Source organism: Enterobacter sp. 22452 (genome assembly GCF_052045065.1).
In the GTDB taxonomy this organism is placed as follows: Bacteria; Pseudomonadota; Gammaproteobacteria; order Enterobacterales; family Enterobacteriaceae; genus Enterobacter; species Enterobacter mori.
The window spans coordinates 71,331-88,361 of sequence record NZ_JBQEOB010000004.1 but is presented as its reverse complement, the minus strand read 5'-3'; the positions used below and the strand labels follow the sequence as shown (position 1 = coordinate 88,361).

At 54.8% G+C, this 17,031-nt stretch carries 15 protein-coding genes; 14 read left to right on the top strand and 1 reads right to left on the bottom strand.

The genetic code is table 11. The features are described from left to right. Window positions 1-16: 16 nt before the first annotated feature. Window positions 17-1,867, top strand: a complete 1,851-nt coding sequence (asmA, locus tag ACTJJA_RS13060; protein ID WP_440668372.1) for an outer membrane assembly protein AsmA — start codon at window positions 17-19, stop codon at window positions 1,865-1,867. Window positions 1,868-1,957: 90 nt separating this feature from the next. Here the strand turns inward: asmA and ACTJJA_RS13055 are convergent, their stop codons facing one another. Then, window positions 1,958-3,541: a TerC family protein gene (locus ACTJJA_RS13055; protein ID WP_440668370.1), complete on the bottom strand. Its 1,584-nt coding sequence runs from the start codon at window positions 3,539-3,541 to the stop codon at window positions 1,958-1,960. Between the two features lie 695 nt (window positions 3,542-4,236). On the opposite strand from ACTJJA_RS13055, the gene ACTJJA_RS13050 reads away from it, so the two are divergent. The 13 genes from ACTJJA_RS13050 to wcaI all read left to right on the top strand — a co-directional run bounded on the left by ACTJJA_RS13050 (window position 4,237) and on the right by wcaI (window position 17,029). Then, entirely contained in the window at window positions 4,237-5,373 is a 1,137-nt protein-coding gene (locus ACTJJA_RS13050; RefSeq protein WP_063144532.1) for a polysaccharide export protein, read from the top strand. 6 nt (window positions 5,374-5,379) lie between these two features. Then, a complete protein-coding gene (gene wzb / locus ACTJJA_RS13045) occupies window positions 5,380-5,823 on the top strand; it encodes a low molecular weight protein-tyrosine-phosphatase Wzb (protein WP_010431923.1) in 444 nt (147 codons plus the stop codon). Window positions 5,824-5,825: 2 nt separating this feature from the next. Continuing rightward, on the top strand, window positions 5,826-7,988 hold the full coding sequence (gene wzc, locus ACTJJA_RS13040; RefSeq protein ID WP_089598067.1) for a tyrosine-protein kinase Wzc: 2,163 nt from the start codon (window positions 5,826-5,828) through the stop codon (window positions 7,986-7,988). A 151-nt stretch (window positions 7,989-8,139) separates the two neighbouring features. After that, window positions 8,140-8,982: a colanic acid biosynthesis glycosyltransferase WcaA gene (gene wcaA, locus ACTJJA_RS13035; RefSeq protein WP_089598068.1), complete on the top strand. Its 843-nt coding sequence runs from the start codon at window positions 8,140-8,142 to the stop codon at window positions 8,980-8,982. Next, window positions 8,982-9,473, top strand: a complete 492-nt coding sequence (gene wcaB / locus ACTJJA_RS13030) for a colanic acid biosynthesis acetyltransferase WcaB (protein ID WP_042715911.1) — start codon at window positions 8,982-8,984, stop codon at window positions 9,471-9,473. Before wcaA ends, wcaB begins: the two co-directional genes overlap by 1 nt. Further along, the gene (wcaC, locus tag ACTJJA_RS13025) at window positions 9,470-10,687 is read left to right on the top strand and encodes a colanic acid biosynthesis glycosyltransferase WcaC (RefSeq protein ID WP_174339811.1); all 1,218 of its coding nucleotides are present in this window, start codon (window positions 9,470-9,472) and stop codon (window positions 10,685-10,687) included. Before wcaB ends, wcaC begins: the two co-directional genes overlap by 4 nt. Next, on the top strand, window positions 10,662-11,882 hold the full coding sequence (gene wcaD, locus ACTJJA_RS13020) for a colanic acid polymerase WcaD (RefSeq protein WP_089598070.1): 1,221 nt from the start codon (window positions 10,662-10,664) through the stop codon (window positions 11,880-11,882). The genes wcaC and wcaD overlap by 26 nt, the downstream gene beginning before the upstream one ends. A gap of 16 nt (window positions 11,883-11,898) precedes the next feature. Next, on the top strand, window positions 11,899-12,645 hold the full coding sequence (wcaE, locus tag ACTJJA_RS13015) for a colanic acid biosynthesis glycosyltransferase WcaE (protein WP_089598071.1): 747 nt from the start codon (window positions 11,899-11,901) through the stop codon (window positions 12,643-12,645). A 16-nt stretch (window positions 12,646-12,661) separates the two neighbouring features. After that, the gene (gene wcaF, locus ACTJJA_RS13010) at window positions 12,662-13,216 is read left to right on the top strand and encodes a colanic acid biosynthesis acetyltransferase WcaF (RefSeq protein WP_010431937.1); all 555 of its coding nucleotides are present in this window, start codon (window positions 12,662-12,664) and stop codon (window positions 13,214-13,216) included. Window positions 13,217-13,237: 21 nt separating this feature from the next. Beyond that, the gene (gene gmd, locus ACTJJA_RS13005) at window positions 13,238-14,359 is read left to right on the top strand and encodes a GDP-mannose 4,6-dehydratase (protein WP_010431938.1); all 1,122 of its coding nucleotides are present in this window, start codon (window positions 13,238-13,240) and stop codon (window positions 14,357-14,359) included. Window positions 14,360-14,361: 2 nt separating this feature from the next. Beyond that, window positions 14,362-15,327 (top strand): GDP-L-fucose synthase, encoded by a 966-nt coding sequence (fcl, locus tag ACTJJA_RS13000; protein ID WP_440668365.1) that lies wholly within the window; start codon window positions 14,362-14,364, stop codon window positions 15,325-15,327. Between the two features lie 2 nt (window positions 15,328-15,329). Then, the gene (locus tag ACTJJA_RS12995) at window positions 15,330-15,809 is read left to right on the top strand and encodes a GDP-mannose mannosyl hydrolase (protein WP_148400094.1); all 480 of its coding nucleotides are present in this window, start codon (window positions 15,330-15,332) and stop codon (window positions 15,807-15,809) included. Next, the gene (gene wcaI / locus ACTJJA_RS12990) at window positions 15,806-17,029 is read left to right on the top strand and encodes a colanic acid biosynthesis fucosyltransferase WcaI (protein ID WP_126816548.1); all 1,224 of its coding nucleotides are present in this window, start codon (window positions 15,806-15,808) and stop codon (window positions 17,027-17,029) included. Before ACTJJA_RS12995 ends, wcaI begins: the two co-directional genes overlap by 4 nt. The last annotated feature ends 2 nt before the right edge of the window (window positions 17,030-17,031 follow it).

Here is a 17,031-nt window from a genome sequence, read left to right as displayed (position 1 = left end):
GTTCACTGAGGATGCCATGAGAAGAGTTCTGACAACGCTGATGATTTTGCTGGTGGTACTGGTGGCTGGCCTTTCTGCGTTGGTGCTGCTGGTTAACCCCAATGATTTCCGTGCTTATATGGTGCGGCAGGTCGAAGCACGCAGCGGGTATGAACTGAAGCTGGACGGGCCGCTGCGCTGGCACGTCTGGCCGCAACTCAGCATTCTCTCGGGGCGTATGTCGTTAACCGCGCCAGGGGCGTCTCAGCCGCTGGTGTCGGCAGACAATATGCGCCTTGATGTGGCTTTGATCCCGCTCTTCTCGCATCAGCTTCAGGTTGACCAGGTGATGCTGAAAGGGGCGGTGATCCAGCTGACTCCCCAAACTGAGGCAGTGCGTAAAGCGGATGCCCCCGTCGCACCACGCGAAAATACCTTACCGGATGAGCCGTCTGATACCGGCTGGTCGTTCGATATTGGTAACCTGAAAGTGGCCGACAGCGTGCTGGTCTTCCAGCATGAAGGTGACGAGCAGGTCACCGTGCGCAACATCAACCTCAAGATGGAGCAGGACGCCAACCATATCGCCACCGTGGAGTTCTCCGGGCGGGTCAACCGCGATCAGCGCGATTTGAACCTCTCCATGAACGCTAACGTGAACGCGTCGGACTATCCCCATCGTCTGACGGCGGATGTCCAGCAGCTGAACTGGCAGCTGACGGGTGCAGACCTGCCGACAGCAGGGATTACCGGTCAGGGTACGCTGCAGGCCGTCTGGCATGAAGAAAACAAGCAGCTGGAGCTAAACGCGCTCAACCTGCAGGCCAACGACAGTACCCTGAAAGGGCAGGCGAGCGTCTCGCTTGCTGAAAAACCGAAATGGGTTTTTGACCTGCAGTTCGACAAGCTGAACCTGGAAAACCTGCTGCCACCGCAGCCGAACGCTGCGGCTGACGGCGATGTCGCGCAGACAGGGCAAAGCCAGGCCGCGAAACCGCGTCCGGTGATCTCCTCAAATCTCGATCAGCCCAATTACAACGGTCTGCGCGGATTTTCCGCCGACATACTGCTGAAAGCCAACAGCGTACGCTGGCGCGGTATTGATTTCACCGACGTCAGCAGCCAGATGTTCAACCATAACGGCCTGCTGGTGATCTCTGAACTCAGCGGCAAGATGGGGACGGGGTACATGTCGCTGCCGGGTACGCTGGACGTGCGCAAAGATGTGGCCAGCGCCGAATTCCAGCCACGCCTTGAAAACATTGAGATCGGCGCGATCCTCAAAGCCTTCAATTATCCGATTGACCTCACGGGGCAGCTGACGCTGGCGGGGGATTTCTCCGGCACGAAGATTGACGCGGAGGCATTTCGCCGCGACTGGCAGGGTCAGGCGCACGTTGAGCTGAAAGACACCCGAATGGAAGGCCTCAACTTCCAGCAGCTGGTGCAACAGGCGGTAGAGCGCAGCAGCAATGTCAAAGCGCAGGAAAACTACGATAGCGCAACGCGTCTCGATAACTTTACCAGTGAGCTGACCCTGGATAACGGCAAGCTGTCCCTGGACGAGATGCAGGGAACATCTTCTCTGCTGTCGTTGACGGGTGAGGGCAAGCTGGATTTAGTGAAAGAGACGGCGGATACGCGGTTTAACGTTCGCGTGCTTTCCGGATGGGAAGGCGAAGGCGAGCTTATCGATTTCCTGAAAGAGACGCCGATCCCGCTGAACGTTTACGGTAAATGGCAGGCGCTGAATTACAGCCTGCAGGTCGATCAGATCTTGCGTAAGCATCTGCAAGACGAAGCAAAACGTCGGCTGAATAGCTGGGCGGACCGCAATAAAGATTCCCAAACCGGCAAGGACGTGAAGAAGCTGTTAGATAAGCTTTGATGTCAGTGGTGCCGGGTAGCGGCTACGCCTTACCCGGCCTACAAAAACCAGACACCGTAGGCCGGGTAAGCGAAGCGCCACCCGGGTTTTTTACACCTCAAAATCCATCTCATCCTCACTGCGTAGCGGTATCAGTTGTACCTTCTGCACGCGGTGGCTTTCAACCTGAAGCGTTTTAATCATGTACTCACCCACCTGAACCTCTTCCCCCGGCTGCGGGATACGCTGTAAATACTCCATCAGCAGACCCGCAATGGTGTGATACTCACGCTTCTCATCCAGCGGCAACGGCACAAACTGCACCAGGTCTTCCAGCGGCATATGGCCGTTAGCCGTCCACGTACCGTCTGCGTTTTTCTGAATGTCATGGCGCGCATCGATTTCATCCACCTCATTCGGCAGATTACCGGCGATGGTTTCCATAACGTCGCTGAGCGTCACCAGCCCTTCCACAGAACCAAACTCATCAACGACAAACGCGAAGTGGGTCCGCGCGTTACGGAACTGCTCAAGTGCAGAGAGCAACGGCAGCCCTTCCGGGAACACCAGCGGCTGGCGTACCAGCATGCGCAGATTAAGCGGCTCGCCGTGCAGCTGCTGCTGTAGCAGGTCAATGACGTGCACCACGCCCAGCAGCTCCTCTTCCTCTTCACCGCCCGTCACCACGACCCGAGTGTGCTGGTTTTTATCCAGCAGGGTGCGGATTTGCTCTTCCGGCGCCGTCAAATCGATGTGCTCGATATCATGACGCGAGGTCATGATGCTGCTGACGGAGCGCTGGTTCAGGTTGAGCACCCGCTCAATCATCCGTCGTTCCTGCGGATCGAAGATCTGCCCGTCGCTGTGATCGGCCAGCATCGCAGAGGATTCGGCATCCAGCTCGGCATCCTCTTTTCGCCCGCTCAGCAGGCGCATTACCGTATCGGCGGTGCGCTGGCGCAGCGTCTGATTTGCAGAGAGAAAACGGCGACGGTTAAAGATTGCCAGCTGATTTAGCGATTCGATCATGACCGAGAAGCCAATCGCCGCGTACAGGTAGCCTTTAGGAATGTGGAAACCAAATCCGTCGGCGACCAGGCTGAAACCAATCATCAGCAGGAAGCTCAGACACAGGATCACGATGGTCGGGTGGCTGTTCACAAACCGCGTGAGCGCTTTACTTGCCATTACCATCAGCGTGATGGCGATGATCACGGCGGCCATCATCACCGCGAGGTGATCGACCATGCCCACGGCGGTGATGACGGAGTCCAGGGAGAAAACTGCGTCGAGCACCACAATCTGCGCCACCACCGGCCAGAATTTCGCCCCGCGCCGCTGCGTGGGGCTATCGCTGTCTTTGCCTTCGAGCCGCTCATTGAGTTCAACCGTGGCTTTGAAAAGAAGGAACAACCCGCCAAAGAGCATGATCAGGTCACGCGCGCTGAAGCTCAGGCCGTAGAGCGTAAACAGCGGTGTGGTGAGGGTAACCAGCCAGGAGATTGAGGCCAGCAGCAGCAAACGCATCACCATCGCCAGCAGCAAACCCGTAACGCGCGCACGGTCGCGCTGCGCAGGTGGCAGCTTTTCGGCGAGGATGGCGATAAAGACCAGATTATCAATACCGAGCACTAATTCGATGACGACCAGCGTAACCAGCCCGGCCCAGATTGATGGATCGGCAATCCATTCCATAGTAATAGCAATACCTTCAGTTATATGAGCAATGTCACACTTCGATCATGGATAAAGCTGACCGAAATTGCAATGCCAGGCTGAGATTTCTCTTAATAGAAGAGAGGATAAAACGAGTGAAAAATTGAGCCGTGTAAATAAGGTAATGGAGAAGATTTAATTACACTGGGCCACATTTAGGATATATCGCAGTAAATGGCTTTAACGCATATATTGTCAATATAAAGAAAATCCTAAAACCTCAAAACTTTGCTATTAATATTAATCTTAAAAACAGATATTAGGAGGGTTGTCTCCTTGCCTGCTATTAGGTTAGCTGCAACAATTCTCCCAGCATCAAATGTTAAATTTCTTTGTTGCTATTTTTGTTTCGTTCTTATGGTGTGGCAATTCATTGCCAACGGGCTATTTAACGTGGCTGAAATATTCCCCATAAGACCTTGTTTAAGAGGGTGTCTATCCATAACACATTGTTTAGTCAGTGGATTGGTAACTGAAAGCCAAGGGCGGTAGCGTGCCTGAAAGCGTGTGAATCAGCCTCGATTATTCTGTCAATAGCCAATGGATGAATAAGCTTTTTTTAGGACTGATGCCAGTTATATTTCTAATTGCTTAACTGCATTCTGAATGCCAAAACGACCCGCGCTTATTTAAATTGCACAGGATAATTACTCTGCCAAAGTGATAAATAATCAATGATGAAATCCAAAATGAAATTGATGCCATTATTGGTGTCTGTGACCTTGATGAGTGGTTGCACGGTCTTTCCCGGCAGCAATATGTCAACTATGGGCAAGGATGTGATCAAACAGCAGGACGCCGATTTTGACCTCGACAAAATGGTGAATGTTTATCCATTGACCCCACGTCTGGTGGAACAATTACGCCCGCGTCCCAATGTTGCCCAGCCGAATATGTCGCTGGACCAGGAAATCGCCTCTTATCAGTACCGCGTAGGACCGGGTGACGTGATCAACGTGACCGTATGGGACCACCCGGAACTGACGACCCCAGCGGGCCAGTACCGCAGCTCAAGCGACACCGGTAACTGGGTTCAGTCTGATGGCACGATGTTCTATCCGTACATCGGCAAAGTGCATGTGGTTGGCAAGACGCTGGCCGAGATCCGTAGTGATATTACCGGCCGCTTAGCGCAGTACATCGCTGACCCGCAGGTGGACGTTAATATCGCCGCCTTCCGCTCGCAGAAAGCCTATATCTCCGGCCAGGTGAACAAATCCGGCCAGCAGGCCATCACTAACGTCCCGCTGACGGTTCTGGATGCCATCAACGCCGCAGGCGGCTTAACCGACGGTGCCGACTGGCGCAACGTTGTCCTGACCCACGAAGGCAAAGAGCAGCGCATTTCGCTGCAGGCGCTGATGCAGAATGGCGACCTGACGCAGAACCGATTGCTCTATCCGGGTGACATTCTGTATGTGCCACGCAACGACGATCTAAAAGTGTTCGTGATGGGTGAAGTGAAGAAACAGAGCACCCTCAAGATGGACTTCAGCGGTATGACCCTGACCGAAGCGCTGGGCAACGCGGAAGGCATCGACCTGACCTCGTCGAACGCCAGCGGTATCTTCGTTATCCGTCCGCTGAAAGGCGAGGGCACGAAAGGCAAGATTGCCAACATCTACCAGCTGGATATGTCTGATGCGACGTCGCTGGTGATGGCAACGGAGTTCCGCCTCCAGCCATACGATGTGGTCTACGTTACCACCGCGCCGGTTGCTCGCTGGAACCGCCTGATCAACCAGTTGCTGCCAACCATCAGTGGCGTTCGCTACATGACGGATACGGCGCGCGACATTCATACCTGGTAATCCGCGATGTTTAACAAAATTCTGGTGGTATGCGTGGGGAACATTTGCCGTTCCCCCACGGCTGAGCGGCTGCTGAAGCAGTACGAGCCAGCGTTAACGGTTGAGTCCGCAGGGCTTGGCGCGCTGGTTGGCAAAGGGGCCGACGAGCGTGCGACGAGCGTTGCGCAGGCTCATAACCTCTCCCTTGACGGGCATGTTGCCCGTCAGGTCTCAGGCCGGATGTGCCGGGAATATGACCTGATCCTCACGATGGAAAGACGCCACATTCACGCGCTGTGCGAGATCGCACCGGAGATGCGCGGCAAGGTGATGCTGTTTGGTCACTGGGATGGCGAGCGTGAAATCCCCGATCCGTATCGCAAGAGCCGTGAGGCATTTGAGGCGGTATATACCTTACTTGACCAGTCTGCCCGTCAGTGGGCGCAGGCACTGAAAGCTCAGCAGGGATAACAATGACAGAAAAAACAAAACCTTCTGCCGCCCCGACTTCGGGCAGTGATGAAATCGATATTGGTCGCCTGGTCGGCACCGTTGTTGAAGCGAAGTGGTGGGTGATAGGGATCACCGCCGTGTTTGCCGTGGCGGCGATCGTTTATACGCTGTTCGCGACGCCTATCTACAGCGCTGACGCGCTGGTGCAAATTGAACAGAACACCGGTAACTCGCTGGTACAGGATATCGGCTCTGCGCTGGCGAACAAACCGCCCGCATCTGACGCTGAAATTCAGCTGATCCAGTCGCGTCTGGTACTGGGTAAAACGGTGCACGACCTCGGGCTGGATATCTCCGTCACCAAAAACACCTTCCCGATATTCGGGGCGGGCTGGGATCGTCTGATGGGGCGCAGCAATGACACTGTCAAAGTGACGGACTTCGTGCTGCCAAAAGGGGCGGGCGATCAGACCTTTACCCTGACGGTGCTGGGTCCGAAGCAGTACCAGCTGACCAGCGATGCGGGCCTTAGCGCGCGCGGTGAAGTGGGGCAGATGTTGACCAAAGACGGCGTCAGCATGATGGTGAGTGCAATCCACGCCCAGGAAGGCGGTGAGTTTACCGTCACCAAATTCTCCACGCTGGGGATGATCAATAACCTGCAAAACAACCTTACCGTCACCGAAAATGGGAAGGACACCGGCGTCCTGAGCATGACCTTCACCGGTGAAGATAAGGACAAAATCCGCGATATCCTGAACAGCATTACCCGCAACTACCTTGAGCAGAACGTCGAGCGTAAATCTGCGGAAGCCGCAAAAAGCCTCGCCTTCCTCGCCAAACAGCTGCCGGAAGTGCGCTCCCGTCTGGATGCCGCAGAGAACAAGCTGAATGCCTATCGTCAGGACAAAGACTCCGTTGACCTGCCGCTGGAAGCGAAATCCGTTCTTGATTCGATGGTGAACATTGATGCGCAGCTCAATGAACTGACCTTCAAAGAGGCGGAAATCTCCAAGCTCTACACCAAACGCCACCCGGCCTACCGCACGCTGCTGGAAAAACGCCAGACGCTGGAAGAAGAGAAGGCCAAGCTGAACAACCGCGTGACCGCCATGCCGAAGACGCAGCAGGAAATTGTGCGTCTGACCCGCGATGTGGAATCCGGTCAGCAGGTCTATATGCAATTGCTGAACAAACAGCAGGAGCTGAAGATCACCGAAGCCAGTACGGTGGGTGATGTGCGTATCGTCGACCCTGCCATCACCCAGCCCGGCGTGCTGAAGCCGAAGAAAGCGCTGATTATTCTCGGCAGCATTATTCTCGGCCTGATGCTCTCCATCGTGGGTGTGCTGCTGCGCTCGCTGTTCAACCGCGGTATCGAAAGTCCGCAGGTGCTGGAAGAGCACGGCATCAACGTGTACGCCAGCATCCCGCTTTCCGAATGGCAAAAATCGCGTGACAGCGTCAAAACCATCAAAGGGGTTAAGCGTTACAAACAGAGCCAGCTGCTGGCCGTGGGTAACCCGACTGACCTGGCGATTGAAGCAGTGCGCAGCCTGCGTACCAGCCTTCACTTCGCCATGATGCAGGCGAAAAACAACGTCCTGATGATGACCGGCGTTAGCCCATCAATCGGTAAAACCTTCGTCTGTGCCAACCTGGCGGCGGTGGTAAGCCAGACCAACAAGCGCGTGCTGCTGATCGACTGCGATATGCGTAAGGGCTACACCCATGAGCTGCTGGGCACCAACAACGTTAACGGCCTGTCGGAAATTCTGCTCGGCAAAGGGGAGATTAGCGAAAGCGCGAAACCGACCTCTATCCCGAAATTTGACCTGATCCCGCGTGGTCAGGTGCCGCCGAACCCGTCCGAGCTGCTGATGAGCGAACGCTTCACCGAGCTGGTGGAGTGGGCGAGTAAGCATTACGACCTGGTGCTGATCGATACGCCGCCAATTCTGGCCGTGACCGATGCCGCCGTGGTGGGCCGTCATGCAGGCACCACGCTGATGGTGGCGCGCTACGCGGTGAACACGCTGAAGGAAGTCGAGACCAGCCTGAGCCGCTTCGAGCAGAACGGCATTGAGGTGAAAGGGGTGATCCTGAACTCCATCTTCCGCCGCGCGACCGGATACCAGGATTACGGGTATTACGAGTACGAATATAAATCTGACAGTAAATAACAAAACACACCCCACACCCCTCACCCTAACCCTCTCCCCAAAGGGGAGAGGGGACTGTTCGGTGCTGGATTTGGGGGACGAACGTAATGATAACCACTGGCTGCCTTTCACCCTCTCCCCCTTGGGGAGAGGGCCGGGGTGAGGGGAAAATATGACCACACAACGCCCTTTAGTTTCAATCTATATGCCGACATGGAATCGTCAGCAGCTGGCGATCCGCGCAATCAAATCCGTCCTGCGACAGGATTACGATAACTGGGAGCTGATCATCGTTGATGACTGCTCTTCCTCGTATGAACAGCTGCAAAAGTTTGTGACTGACCTCAACGACCCGCGGGTGGTCTATACGCATAACGCCATTAACTCCGGCGCATGTGCGGTGCGTAATCAGGCGATTATGCAGGCGAAAGGGCAGTATCTGACCGGGATTGACGACGATGACGAATGGACGCCAAACCGTCTGTCCATCTTCCTCTCTCACAAAGCGCAGCTGGGGACGCACGCGTTCCTGTATGCCAACGACTACGTTTGCCAGGGTGAAGTGTACTCGCAGCCGGCCAGCCTGCCGCTGTACCCGAAATCACCGTACTCCCGCCGCCTGTTCTACAAGCGCAACATTATCGGTAATCAGGTCTTCACCTGGGCATGGCGCTTCAAAGAGTGCCTGTTCGATACCGAACTGAAGGCCGCGCAGGATTACGACATCTTCCTGCGGATGGTGGTGGAGTACGGCGAGCCGTGGAAAGTGGAAGAGGCCACGCAGATCCTGCACATCAACCACGGGGAGATGCAAATCACCTCGTCACCGAAGAAATTCTCGGGCTACTTCCACTTCTACCGCAAGCACAAGAACAAGTTTGACCGTGCCAGCCGGAAGTATCAGCTCTTTACCCTGTATCAGATCCGCAACAAGCGCATGAACTGGCGCACGCTGCTGACGCTGCTTTCCGTGCGTAACGGCAAGCGTCTGGCCGACGGGCTTCGGGGGAAATAATGTTTCTGGAAGATTGCCGCGCTAACAGCTGGAGCCTGCGTCCGTGCTGCATGGTTCTGGCGTACCGCATCGCGCACTTTTGCTCGGTGTGGCGTAAGAAAAACGTTTTAAACAATATCTGGGCGGCACCCGTACTGGTGCTGTACCGCATCATTACCGAATGCTTTTTTGGCTATGAAATTCAGGCCGCTGCCACCATTGGCCGACGCTTCACCATCCACCACGGGTATGCCGTGGTGATCAATAAGTTCGTCGTGGCGGGGGATGATTTCACTATTCGCCACGCGGTCACCATCGGCAACCGTGGGCCAGAAAGCCTGGCCTGTCCGGTGATTGGCAATAACGTCGAGCTGGGTGCCAACGTGGTGATCATCGGTGACATCACGATCGGTAACAACGTCACGATTGGCGCAGGTAGCGTGGTGCTGGACAGCATTCCGGACAATGCGCTGGTGGTGGGAGAGAAAGCCCGCGTGAAGGTGATTAAATGAACATTCTGCAATTTAACGTACGCCTCGCAGAAGGCGGGGCGGCTGGCGTGGCGCTGGATCTGCACCAGCGCGCGCTGCAAAAAGGATTACAGTCGCGTTTTGTTTACGGCTACGGCAAAGGCGGCAAGAAAAGCGTTAGCCATGATAACTATCCTCAGGTGCTGAAGCAGACCCCGCGTCTGACCTCCATTGCCAACATCGCGCTGTTCCGCCTGTTTAACCGCGATCTGTTTGGCAACCTGAACAACCTTTACCGCACCGTGACGCGCACGACCGGTCCGGTTGTGCTGCATTTTCACGTTTTGCACAGCTACTGGCTGAATCTGGAAGAGGTGGTGGCGTTTTGTGAGAAGGTGAAAGCGCACAAGCCGGACACCCGATTCGTCTGGACGCTGCACGATCACTGGAGCGTGACCGGACGCTGCGCCTTTACCGACGGCTGCGAAGGCTGGAAAGATAACTGCCAGAAATGTCCGACGCTGAACAATTATCCGCCTGTGAAGGTGGATCGCGCGCATCAGCTGGTTGAGGGCAAGCGTCAGCTGTTCCGCGACATGCTCTCGCTCGGCTGCACCTTTATTTCCCCAAGCCAGCACGTGGCGGATGCCTTCAACAGCCTGTACGGGGCAGGGCGCTGCAAGATCATTAACAACGGTATCGACGTGGCAACGGAAGAGATTCTGGCGGAACTGACGCCCGTAGCCGAAACGCCGGGCAAACCGAAAATTGCCATTGTTGCGCATGACCTGCGCTACGACGGCAAAACCAACCAGCAGCTGGTGCGCGACATCATGGCGCTCGGCGACAAGGTTGAACTGCACACCTTTGGCAAGTTTTCCCCGTTTGAAGGGGCGAACGTGGTGAACCACGGATTTGAAACCGACAAGCGCAAGCTGATGAGCGCCCTGAACGGGATGGACGCGCTGGTGTTCAGCTCCCGCGTGGACAACTATCCGCTGATCCTCTGCGAAGCGCTCTCTATTGGCGTGCCTGTCATTGCCACCCACAGCGACGCCGCGCGCGAAGTGCTGGAGAAATCCGGCGGAAAAACCTTCGCGGAGCAGGAGGTGCTGCCGCTGGTGCAGCTGCCGAAGGCCGCGATTGCGCAGGCCGTTTTTGGCACTGACCTGGAATCGTTCCGCAACCGCAGCCGCAAGGCCTATAGTGGACAACAGATGCTGGAGGAGTATGTCTCGTTCTATCAGAATCTGTAGTTATCTGCTGCTGCCGCTGATCTACCTGCTGGTCAACGTCAAGATTGCCCAGCTGGGAGAGAGCTTCCCGATTACCATCGTCACCTTCTTGCCCGTTCTGCTTTTACTCTACGTTGAGAAAATCAGTCTGAAGAAGCTGATGATTGCGTTAGGACTCGGGGTGGGTCTGACCGCGTTTAACTACATCTTTGGTCAGTCGCTGGATGCCAGCAAATACGTCACCTCAACCATGCTGTTTGTTTATATCGTTATCATTATTGGCATGGTGTGGAGCATTCGCTTTAAAACTATTTCCCCGCACAATTATAAGAAAATCCTTAGGTTCTTTTATATTGTTGTTGGGGTCATTGTTATGCTTGCCGCGATGGAAATGGCGCAAATTATTTTGACTGGCGGCAGCAGCCTGATGGAGATAATTTCGAAATATCTCATATACAGTAACAGCTATGTACTGAACTTCATTAAGTTTGGTGGTAAGCGTACTACTGCGCTCTATTTTGAACCGGCGTTTTTCGCTCTGGCGTTAATCTCAATTTGGCTCAGCATCAAACAGTTTGGTATCAAAACCCCCAAGACCGATGCTATGATTCTTGCAGGAATTGTTCTGTCTGGATCGTTCTCAGGGGTAATGACATTTATCCTGTTTTACCTCCTGGAGTGGGCATTCCAGTACCTGAACAAAGATGCGATTAAGAAAAAACTGCCGCTGGCGATTATCTCCCTGACGGTATTTATGGTTGGCGTGATATTTGCCTTCCCGTACATCTCAGAACGTCTGGGAGATTTGGGAACGGAAGGGTCTTCGTCCTATTATCGCATCATCGGGCCACTGGTGATGGTGGGTTATTCCTTAACCCATATTGATGGGGTAGTAAGATTCGGCTCACTTTACGAATATGTTGCATCATTCGGAATCTTTAACGGTGCGGATGTCGGTAAAACCATAGACAATGGTCTGTATCTGTTAATTATTTATTTTTCGTGGTTCGCCGTACTGTTGACGATCTGGTATCTGTTTAAAGTTTTCAAAATGATGATTAACGCGTTTGGTGATAACCAAAACTTTCGCGTGCAGCTTTATCTTTTTACGCCAGTATCGTTGTTCTTTACGGGGTCAATATTTAGCCCGGAATATGCTTTCTTGATTGTCTGCCCGTTTATTTTGCGCAAAGCGCTCAATATTACGCGCGTATGACGAAATGAGGTGATTTATGTTTCTTAGCGTCATTACTGTCGCCTTTCGTAACTACGAAGGGGTGGTAAAAACCTGGCGCTCGCTGCGCAACCTGGCGCGCGATCCGAGCCTCACCTTTGAGTGGATCGTGGTTGATGGCGGTTCGAACGACGGTACGGCTGAGTTTCTGGAAAAACTCAACGGTGAGTTCAACTTACGTTACATCAGCGAGAAAGATAAAGGCATTTATGACGCGATGAATAAAGGCATCGCGATGGCGCAGGGGCGTTACGCCATCTTCCTGAATTCTGGCGATGTGTTCCATGACGACGTGGCTCTGTTTGCCCGTCAGCTCGCCCGCCAGAAAGAGGACGCCTTGTATATTGGCGATGCCCTGCTCGATTTTGGTGACGGAAATAAAGTGCTGCGCAGCGCCAAGCCGGGCTGGTATATCTACCATAGCCTGCCGGCCAGCCATCAGGCCATTTTCTTTCCGGTCGAGGGCCTGAAAAAACAGCCTTACGATTTGCAGTATAAAGTGTCTTCAGATTATGCACTGACTGCCAGCTTGTACAAATCAGGTTATCCATTCCGTCGTATTAAAGGACTGGTATCTGAATTTTCCATGGGCGGTGTGTCAACTTCAAATAATCTGGAATTGTGCCAGGATGCAAAAAACGTGCAGCGTAAAATATTACGCGTGCCGGGGTTCTGGGCGGAATTGTCTTATTTTTTACGCCTGAAAACGACAGGTAAAGCGAAAGCCTTATATAACAAAGCCTGAAATATAAGGAAGCCTAATGCAGGAACTTAACGGATTCTCCGTGCCGAAAGGCTTTCGGGGCGGGAACGGTATTAAGGTGCAGTTGTGGTGGGCGGTTCAGGCGACATTATTTGCCTGGTCTCCGCAAATACTGTACCGCTGGCGAGCCTTTTTATTGCGTCTCTTTGGCGCAAAAATCGGAAAAAACGTAGTGATTCGCCCCTCGGTGAAAATTACCTATCCCTGGAAATTAACGCTTGGGGATTACGCCTGGGTAGGGGATGACGCGGTGTTATATACCCTGGGTGAGATTACGATTGGCGCAAATTCGGTGGTGTCGCAGAAGTGTTATTTGTGCACCGGCAGCCATGATTTTATGAGTCAGCATTTTGATATTACCGCTTCGCCAATTGTGATTGGTGAAAAATGCTGGCTGGCAACAGATGTCTTTGTTGCACCTGGTGTTTCTGTTGGCGATGGCACGGTAGTCGGTGCCCGCAGCAGCGTTTTTAAATCGCTACCGGCAAATACAATTTGCCGTGGCAACCCCGCAGTGGTGATACGCGAACGCGTTGAAACTGAAAAACTTTGATAAGTACAGAGGAATATAAACATGTCTAAAGTCGCTCTCATCACCGGCGTTACCGGACAAGATGGTTCTTACCTGGCAGAACTGCTGCTGGAAAAAGGGTATGAAGTACACGGTATTAAACGTCGTGCCTCTTCGTTCAACACCGAGCGTGTTGACCATATCTACCAGGATCCTCACTCCGCGAACCCGAAATTCCATCTGCATTACGGCGATCTGACCGATTCCTCAAACCTGACCCGTATCCTGCAGGAAGTGCAGCCGGACGAAGTGTACAACCTGGGTGCGATGAGCCACGTTGCGGTCTCCTTCGAATCCCCGGAATACACCGCCGACGTTGACGCCATGGGCACCCTGCGTCTGCTGGAAGCCATTCGCTTCCTGGGCCTCGAGAAGAAAACCCGTTTCTACCAGGCGTCCACCTCCGAGCTGTACGGCCTGGTGCAGGAAATTCCACAGAAAGAGACCACGCCGTTCTACCCGCGCTCTCCGTATGCGGTCGCTAAACTGTACGCCTACTGGATCACCGTAAACTACCGTGAATCCTACGGCATGTACGCCTGTAACGGCATTCTGTTCAACCACGAGTCCCCGCGTCGCGGCGAAACCTTCGTGACCCGTAAAATCACCCGTGCGATCGCCAACATCGCTCAGGGGCTGGAATCTTGCCTGCACCTCGGCAACATGGACTCCCTGCGTGACTGGGGCCATGCGAAAGACTACGTGAAAATGCAGTGGATGATGCTGCAGCAGGACAAACCAGAAGACTTCGTGATCGCGACCGGCGTGCAGTATTCCGTGCGTCAGTTCGTTGAAATGGCTGCCGCGCAGCTGGGCATCAAACTTCGCTTCGAAGGTACCGGCGTGGAAGAGAAGGGCATTGTGGTTTCCGTGACGGGTCACGACGCACCGGGCGTGAAGCCGGGCGACGTTATCGTTCAGGTTGACCCACGCTACTTCCGTCCTGCTGAAGTGGAAACCCTGCTGGGCGACCCAACCAAAGCGCACGAAACCCTGGGCTGGAAACCGGAGACCACTCTGCAGGAGATGGTTTCCGAGATGGTGGCCAAAGATCTTGAGGCAGCGAAAAAACACTCCCTGCTCAAGTCTCATGGCTACGAGGTTGCCATCGCGCTGGAGTCCTGAGAATGACAAAACAACGTATTTTTGTCGCCGGTCATCGCGGAATGGTGGGTTCCGCGATTGTTCGCCAGCTGGAGCAGCGCGGTGATGTAGAGGTGATTGTCCGCACCCGCGACGAGCTGAACCTGCTAGACAGCAAAGCGGTACAGGACTTCTTTGCCAACGAACGTATTGACCAGGTGTATCTGGCGGCGGCGAAAGTGGGCGGCATTGTTGCCAACAACACCTACCCGGCAGATTTCATCTACGAGAACATGATGATCGAGAGCAACATCATTCACGCGGCGCACCTGCACAACGTGAATAAGCTGCTGTTCCTCGGTTCATCCTGTATTTACCCAAAAATGGCGAAGCAGCCCATCGCGGAAAGCGAACTGCTGCAGGGCACGCTGGAAGCGACCAACGAGCCGTACGCGATTGCCAAAATTGCCGGGATCAAGCTGTGTGAGTCCTACAACCGTCAGTACAACCGCGACTATCGTTCGGTGATGCCGACCAACCTGTACGGACCGCACGACAACTTCCACCCGAGCAATTCGCACGTGATCCCGGCGCTGCTGCGCCGCTTCCACGAGGCGACCGCCGAGAACGCGCCGGACGTGGTGGTGTGGGGCAGCGGTACGCCAATGCGCGAGTTCCTGCATGTGGACGACATGGCTGCGGCCAGCATTCACGTAATGGAGCTGGATCGCGAGGTGTGGCAGGAGAACACCGAGCCGATGCTGTCGCACATCAACGTCGGTACCGGCGTTGACTGCACCATCCGCGAGCTGGCGCAGACTATCGCGCAGGTGGTGGGCTACAAAGGCCGCGTGGTGTTTGACGCCACCAAGCCGGACGGCACGCCGCGCAAACTGCTGGACGTGACCCGCCTGCATCAGCTGGGCTGGTATCACGAGGTGTCACTGGAGCAGGGGCTGGCCAGCACCTACCAGTGGTTCCTGGAAAACCAGCACCGCTTCCGGGGGTAATGATGTTTTTAAGTCAGGAAGATTTTGCCACGGTAGTGCGTTCTACTCCGCTGATCTCAATCGATTTGATCGTGGAGAACGAGCGCGGCGAGTTCTTGCTGGGGAAACGAACCAATCGTCCTGCACAGGGCTTTTGGTTCGTGCCCGGCGGGCGCGTGCAGAAGGATGAGACGCTGACCGATGCGTTTGAGCGTCTCACTCTGGCGGAGCTGGGCCTGCAGCTGCCGATGGCGGCAGGCCAGTTTTACGGGGTCTGGCAGCACTTCTATGACGATAACTTTTCAGGCACCGGGTTCTCCACGCACTACATCGTGCTGGGGTTCCGCCTGAAGGTGAGTGAGGCAGATCTGCATCTGCCTGATTCTCAGCATGACGACTACCGCTGGCAGACGCCAGAGGCGCTGCTGGCGAGCGATAACGTTCACGATAACAGTCGAGCGTACTTCCTCGCAGAACGTCAGGCCGAGGTGCCGGGTTTATGAAGATCCTTGTGTATGGCATTAACTATTCGCCGGAATTAACCGGCATCGGGAAATACACCGGCGAGATGGTCGAGTGGATGGCGAGCCAGGGACATGACGTGCGGGTCATTACCGCGCCGCCGTACTACCCGGAGTGGAAGGTGGGCGAGCGCTACTCAAGCTGGCGCTATCGCCGCGAAGAGGGCGCAGCGACCGTCTGGCGCTGCCCGCTCTACGTGCCAAAACAGCCTTCGACGCTGAAACGTTTAATTCATCTGGGCAGCTTTGCCCTGAGCAGTTTTTTCCCGCTGATGGCGCAGCGTCGCTGGAAGCCGGATCGCATTATCGGTGTGGTGCCGACGCTCTTTTGCACGCCGGGCATGCGCCTGCTGGGCAAACTTTCCGGCGCACGCACCCTGCTGCACATTCAGGATTATGAAGTGGACGCCATGCTCGGCCTGGGAATGGCAGGCAAGGGCAAGGGCGGCAAGGTGGCGAAGCTCGCCAGCGCCTTTGAGCGCAGCGGGCTGCACAACGTGGATTACGTCTCGACTATCTCGCGCTCGATGATGAACAAGGCGCAGGAAAAGGGCGTCCCGGCGGAGAAAGTTATTTTCTTCCCGAACTGGTCCGAAGTGGCGCGTTTCCGCGATGTGACAGAGCAAGACGCTCATGCGCTCCGCGCGCAGCTCGGATTGCCTGAAGATCAAAAAATCATTCTTTACTCAGGCAACATCGGCGAAAAGCAGGGGCTGGAGAGCGTCATTGAAGCGGCGCAGCAGCTTAGCGAACATCCATGGACGTTTGTGATTGTCGGGCAGGGCGGTGGAAAAGCGCGGCTGGAAAAAATGGCCCTCGAACGCGGCCTGACCAACGTGAAATTTTTCCCGCTTCAGTCTTACGAGGCGCTGCCTGCCCTGCTGAAGATGGGCGACTGCCATCTGGTCGTGCAAAAGCGCGGCGCGGCGGACGCGGTGCTGCCGTCCAAGCTGACCAACATTCTGGCGGTGGGCGGCAACGCGGTGATTACGGCAGAAGCCGAAACAGAATTAGGCCAGCTGTGTAACAGCTATCCCGGTATTGCCGTTTGCGTGGAGCCAGAATCCGTTCCCGCGCTGGTAGCCGGTATTGAGCAGGCACTCGCCATGCCAAAAGAGAACACGGTGGCACGTGAATATGCCGAACGCACGCTCGAGAAAGAGAACGTGCTGAGCCAATTTATTGCAGATATACGGGGATAAAT

Coding starts and splice junctions, on each gene's coding strand:
- asmA (WP_440668372.1), top strand. CDS start 17: ATGAGAAGAGTTCTGACAACGCTGATGATTTTGCTGGTGGTACTGGTG.
- ACTJJA_RS13055 (WP_440668370.1), bottom strand. CDS start 3,541: ATGGAATGGATTGCCGATCCATCAATCTGGGCCGGGCTGGTTACGCTG.
- ACTJJA_RS13050 (WP_063144532.1), top strand. CDS start 4,237: ATGATGAAATCCAAAATGAAATTGATGCCATTATTGGTGTCTGTGACC.
- wzb (WP_010431923.1), top strand. CDS start 5,380: ATGTTTAACAAAATTCTGGTGGTATGCGTGGGGAACATTTGCCGTTCC.
- wzc (WP_089598067.1), top strand. CDS start 5,826: ATGACAGAAAAAACAAAACCTTCTGCCGCCCCGACTTCGGGCAGTGAT.
- wcaA (WP_089598068.1), top strand. CDS start 8,140: ATGACCACACAACGCCCTTTAGTTTCAATCTATATGCCGACATGGAAT.
- wcaB (WP_042715911.1), top strand. CDS start 8,982: ATGTTTCTGGAAGATTGCCGCGCTAACAGCTGGAGCCTGCGTCCGTGC.
- wcaC (WP_174339811.1), top strand. CDS start 9,470: ATGAACATTCTGCAATTTAACGTACGCCTCGCAGAAGGCGGGGCGGCT.
- wcaD (WP_089598070.1), top strand. CDS start 10,662: ATGTCTCGTTCTATCAGAATCTGTAGTTATCTGCTGCTGCCGCTGATC.
- wcaE (WP_089598071.1), top strand. CDS start 11,899: ATGTTTCTTAGCGTCATTACTGTCGCCTTTCGTAACTACGAAGGGGTG.
- wcaF (WP_010431937.1), top strand. CDS start 12,662: ATGCAGGAACTTAACGGATTCTCCGTGCCGAAAGGCTTTCGGGGCGGG.
- gmd (WP_010431938.1), top strand. CDS start 13,238: ATGTCTAAAGTCGCTCTCATCACCGGCGTTACCGGACAAGATGGTTCT.
- fcl (WP_440668365.1), top strand. CDS start 14,362: ATGACAAAACAACGTATTTTTGTCGCCGGTCATCGCGGAATGGTGGGT.
- ACTJJA_RS12995 (WP_148400094.1), top strand. CDS start 15,330: ATGTTTTTAAGTCAGGAAGATTTTGCCACGGTAGTGCGTTCTACTCCG.
- wcaI (WP_126816548.1), top strand. CDS start 15,806: ATGAAGATCCTTGTGTATGGCATTAACTATTCGCCGGAATTAACCGGC.